General features: G+C 35.9%; 5 protein-coding genes and 1 pseudogene. 4 read left to right on the top strand and 2 right to left on the bottom strand.

Annotated elements, in window-relative coordinates; genetic code table 11:
- The first annotated feature begins 191 nt into the window (after nucleotides 1-191).
- On the top strand, nucleotides 192-2,885 hold the full coding sequence (locus AB3X49_RS17265) for a YhgE/Pip family protein (RefSeq protein ID WP_367963617.1): 2,694 nt from the start codon (nucleotides 192-194) through the stop codon (nucleotides 2,883-2,885).
- A gap of 50 nt (nucleotides 2,886-2,935) precedes the next feature.
- Here the strand turns inward: AB3X49_RS17265 and AB3X49_RS17260 are convergent, their stop codons facing one another.
- Complete coding sequence (locus tag AB3X49_RS17260) at nucleotides 2,936-3,598, bottom strand: class I SAM-dependent methyltransferase (protein WP_286098173.1); 663 nt, start codon at nucleotides 3,596-3,598, stop codon at nucleotides 2,936-2,938.
- Nucleotides 3,599-3,770: 172 nt separating this feature from the next.
- On the opposite strand from AB3X49_RS17260, the gene AB3X49_RS17255 reads away from it, so the two are divergent.
- From AB3X49_RS17255 to yknW, 3 genes are read left to right on the top strand one after another with little or no spacing between them, the layout of a single operon-like run.
- A complete protein-coding gene (locus AB3X49_RS17255; protein WP_070146292.1) occupies nucleotides 3,771-3,974 on the top strand; it encodes a hypothetical protein in 204 nt (67 codons plus the stop codon).
- 16 nt (nucleotides 3,975-3,990) lie between these two features.
- On the top strand, nucleotides 3,991-4,293 hold the full coding sequence (locus AB3X49_RS17250) for a DUF2087 domain-containing protein (RefSeq protein ID WP_367963614.1): 303 nt from the start codon (nucleotides 3,991-3,993) through the stop codon (nucleotides 4,291-4,293).
- Nucleotides 4,294-4,317: 24 nt separating this feature from the next.
- Nucleotides 4,318-4,995 (top strand): YknW family membrane protein, encoded by a 678-nt coding sequence (gene yknW / locus AB3X49_RS17245; protein ID WP_367963612.1) that lies wholly within the window; start codon nucleotides 4,318-4,320, stop codon nucleotides 4,993-4,995.
- 175 nt (nucleotides 4,996-5,170) lie between these two features.
- Here yknW and AB3X49_RS17240 read toward each other — a convergent pair.
- Nucleotides 5,171-5,249 (bottom strand): annotated as a pseudogene (locus AB3X49_RS17240) (PH domain-containing protein); the annotation flags it as partial.

Raw genomic sequence — 5,249 nt, 5'->3', positions numbered from 1 at the left:
ATTATAAAAAATGACTAATTGAACAAATTGGTCAATCGTATAAGGAGGATGGTTAAATATAATCATGTAGATGAAAATGTGCATAGTATAAATTCGGGGATAAGGCATATGTATGAACAGATATAGCCTTTTTATTTGGGTGAAAATGACCATAAATCAATTTTGGTCATTTTTAAAAAGGGGGATAAATTATGAAATGGCATAAGTTGCTTAGTAAAGAATTTGCAGAGATTATAAAAAGTAAAAAAATATTAATCCCAATCATTGCGGTTTTATTTGTACCGATTTTATATGCGGGTATGTTTTTATGGGCCTTTTGGGATCCGTATGAACAGCTAGATGACTTGCCAGTTGCGGTAGTCAATTTAGATAAAGGTGCAGAACTTGATGGGAAACCAATTGAGGTCGGGAAAGGGCTCGTTGATAACTTAAAAGATAATAAAAGTTTTAAATGGGAATTTGTAAGTGAAAAAGAAGCGAAAGAGGGAATGGAAGGCAGAAAGTATTACATGTTAGTACGTATTCCAGATGACTTCTCAAGTAACGCTACAACGTTATTAAAAGACGATCCGAAACCATTGAACTTAGAATATATTCCAAATGAAAGTTTGAACTTCTTATCTTCACAAATTGGCGGAACAGCCATTGAAAAAATTAAAAGTGAAGTATCAAGCACGTTAACGAAAACATATGCAGAGAAAATGTTTGATTCCATTAAAGACGTCTCAAAAGGATTAGCAGATGGGGCGGAAGGAGCAAGTAAACTACACGATGGATCAAGTGATTTGCATGATGGTTCAAGTAAAGTGACGGATGGCCTTCATACACTTCAAGGGAAGTCTGGGGAGATACAGACAGGTGTAGGGAAACTATTTGATGGATCTGGGAAAGTAACAGCAGGTTTAAATACGTTAAATAGTAAAACAGGTGAGATGCAAATAGGTATCGGAAAATTAGTAGATGGATCCGGAAAAGTAACAGATGGTTTACATGTACTAAATAGCAATGCGGGTATTGGGAAATTAGTAGACGGCTCCGGAAAAGTAACGAACGGTTTAAATACGTTAAATAGCAAAACGGGTGAATTGCGTGATGGATCTGAGAAAGTGACCGGTGGCTTGAACAAACTAGTAAGTAAATCCGGTGAATTACAAACAGGAACAACTGACCTATCAAATGGTATGGGGAAACTTGTTGAAGGGCAAAGTCAATTAGAGAAAGGTTCTCAAGCGATTCAAAAGGGATTGCAAGATTTAAATAGTAACGTACAAAATTCTGCTGCAGGCTTAGAGGAAATGCAGTCGAAAGTTCCTTCTATATTGAATACAGTAAATGAGAAAATAGATGGAGCTGGGGCGAATGTAAATCAGTTAAATGAACTTACGCAATCAACAGCAGGAGATGCAAAAAATGCAGCGCAAGAGGTAGCGAATTTACAAAAGCAAATTGAAAGTTTACCGAAAGAATATCAAGATCAATTACAACTATTCATAACAAGTGCTGTAAAAAGTACAGCGACAGTTCAGCAAAAAGCTGTCGGAGTAGCAGGTGGAACGAATAAATTAAATGAAGAAGTAAAACAATTAAAAGGCGAAATACATCAAACAACAAATGGACTGCAAAACAAATTACCAAATTCAGAAGGAGTGAAAACGCTAACAGGTGGTATTGAGAAACTAACGAATGTACAAAATGAATTTGTTAGTAAATTTCATGGATTTGGTGAGGGATTAGATAATGCAAAAATAGGTGCCGATAAATTAAAAGATGGATCAGTTCAATTAATTGATGGAGTAACGCAATTACAAAGCGGATCTGGAAAAGTGACAGCAGGATTAGGTCAATTATCTGTAGGAGTAAATCAATTAGCAGATGGCTCAAACCAAGTAACAGGCGGTTTAGGTACATTATCTGTAGGAGTAAATCAATTAGCAGACGGGTCAAACCAAGTAACAGGCGGCTTAGGTACATTATCTGCAGGAGCGGGCCAAATGTCAGGCGGAATAACGCAATTAGCAAATGGCTCTGGCCAAGTAACAACAGGATTAAGTACATTGTCAACTGGCTCAACCCAGCTAATCGACGGCGTAAATAAACTAGCAGATGGATCAGGAAAAGTAACAGATGGTCTTGTAAAAGTAAATGATGGTTCAGGTGAACTTGCTGAGAAACTTGGAGAAGGGGCAGAGAAAACTGGTGAAGTGAAAGGGACGGATAAAACGTATGATATGTTTGCAAGTCCTGTAAAAGTGAAGACGGAGAAAATGGCGGAAGTTCCAAACTATGGAACTGGATTTACACCGTATTTCTTATCACTCGGTTTATTTGTTGGGGCATTACTATTATCGATTGTATACCCATTACGCGATACAGTCGGCGTTCCGAAATCAGGATTTAGTTGGTTTATTAGTAAGTTCGGTGTTTTACTATCAGTCGGTATTATTCAAGCAATAGTAGCAGATGTCATATTACTGTTCTGGTTAGGTGTAGAAGTACAAAGTATTCCATACTTTATACTCTTTAGTATTGTTACGAGCTTAGCGTTTATTTCATTAATTCAATGTTTAGTAACAGCATTCGGTGATGCAGGGCGTTTCATCGCCATCATCACATTAATTATTCAGCTTACAACAAGTGCTGGAACATTCCCACTAGAGTTGATTCCGAAGTATTTACAACCATTCAATGCTTGGTTACCGATGACATACTCTGTATCAGGATTGAAAGCAGTCGTATCAAGTGGAGACTTTAACTTCATGTGGCAAAACGTAGGGGTACTCATGATTTTCATCGTTGTGTTATCGCTTGGAACAATTGCATCCTTAACTTGGATGCACAAACGACAATTTAGAAATATTGCTGAAAATCAATCGGTTGAAGCATAGAAAAAAGCACCTTTTGGGTGCTTTTTTATTTATCCTATTTTATTAGAGGGTTATCCTCCATACTTTTGCTGTAGTTCTTTATTTTTAGTGAGCACATTTTCAAATTTTTCTTCATGTCCTTTTGGGAAGAGGACGCCTAAACCGTACGAATGTGAAAATTCTAGGTGAGGGTATTGTGCTTTTAAAGTATCCCATAATAGATGTACACCAAATCCATTTTCGTAAACAGCTATATCATGAAATAAAATAATACCGTTCTTTTTAAGTTTTGGTAACCATGTAACATAATCGTGTGAGACCGCCTCAAACGTATGAAACCCATCGATATGTAATAAATCGATGCTTTCATCTTCAAATTGATTTAAAGCATCATCAAATGTAGAACGAATCGTTTTTCCGATTCCTGGATAGCACGTGTCCAGCACATTTGTTACGGTTTCGAATACATTTTCTCCATAGTAACCACCGTGTGGATCTCCTTGCCAAGTATCAATTGCAGTACATTGTGTCGGGAGTTGTTCATCTTTAACAGCCTGACAAAAACTGTAGAAGGAAGATCCGTAATATGTTCCTAATTCTACTAGTGTATTAGGTTTGAAAAATGTAACGAGATCGTAAGCAAACTTATTATGCCCGGCCCATGGCGAAGAAGTTCTAACAGATGGAACGACTTGATCTACTTCAAACAAAGGATCATAATAAATCCACCGCATTCATATTCCCCCTTGACTTGTAATTCATCCATGTAAATATATGTGAAGGTTCATTGGATAGAACATATACTTGTATTTGAAATTTCCTGTAGGCCTACCTAGAGGAGAGGGGAATATTAAAAAAGGGATTACAAAGATTTGAATAGAATCATATACAGAAAGAGGAGGAGCTATGCGAAAAAAATTCAACTATTATTTCATACTATATCCATGCGTCTATTTCCTCGTTTTCACCATATCACCTATTTTGTTTCGCAAAGAAGAACATACTAGTGTAAAAGATACGTTAGCATTTCTTGGATTCTACTATTTCCTTATAAGCGTAGGGTACGCACTGGATCTTTTCAGTGAAAAAGACAAGGAAAAGGATAAATAATAAGGAGGGAAATAAAATGACCGAAAGCCAAATGAAATTTCGTGATACGACCATTCGCAATTTTTTTGATAAAGAGGATCGTTTAAAATCGATTCCAGGTCAAAAGAAGAAAAAGTTAGTGTTATTAGAACATTTGATTAGCAAGTTAAACGCTGGAAATCAATATACGGAAAAAGAAATTAATACATTTATAAAACAATATCATGATGATTTTTGTACAATTAGACGCGAGTTTATTGTGCACGGATTTATGGATCGAGAGGATAATATGTACCATATAAATGGGAGAGAAGTGTGGACGAAGTGGGAGGAGTTATAAATGTAATGAGGAAGGGGGATTTTCTTGCAAGTTAGTAGTCTTATGCATGAAGAACTTTCGGAAAAACCATCGATTTTTGGGATATTCACTTCGCCAACACTACAATTCAAAAGGATGAAGAATCAAAGAAATATATTCTTTCCACTAGTCCTTTTAATTGTGCTTATTATAATTTCAAGTGCCTTAATGTCTTGGAATTCTTTAAATAATCCTGCACTCAGTATGTTTCATGATAAAACGGGATTTACTGTTCCGAAATACATAACTTTCTTTACTACATTTGGATTTTCAGCAGTCAGTGGAATCGTAGCTATACTTTTTGCACCTATATTTTATAAGAACATTATGATTTTCTTTGGAGTTGATATTAACTATAAAGAAACATTCCCGATAATCATTTATGCTTCGTTTGTATTAAGATTAGGGATGATTTTAAACGGATTAATTGCATTTTCTCTAAGTGGGTATGAGATATCTTATACAGGTTTAGGTGCAATAGCGACAGATAATATGATCTTGCATACAATCGCTCAAAGAATAGATATATTTAATATTTGGTATTACGTTTTATTAGGAATAGGTTTAAAAACGATTACGAATTTAAATAAAGATAAACTTATTCCTCTTATTATTGTACTTTTCGTTTTCACTAGTTTATTAGCGAGCATGGCTGGGTTTATGCAGGAAATAGCTAAACCGTAAAGATATGTGGGAAGTAGAATTATAAGCTTGTATGAAAAAGGTGGTTTGGATATGGACAAACCACCTTTTATCCCGCTATTTGCCGGGCAGTAAAACTCCCACCTCAAAATGCGGCTGGAGCAAAGAAGCTAGGTGGGAGATCAACAGCCCGTAAATGCCCGATTAGTAGCAAGCGCTAGTCCTGCATTTTTCTTTGTAGTAAGTCTATGAATTCTTCAATATTTGAACTTGTAATGTATCCCACCGTTATATAT

The sequence above is a fragment of the Bacillus sp. C30 genome (genome assembly GCF_040838255.1).
GTDB lineage: Bacteria > Bacillota > Bacilli > Bacillales > Bacillaceae_G > Bacillus_A > Bacillus_A mycoides.
This window is presented reverse-complemented; position numbering and strand designations above follow the sequence as displayed.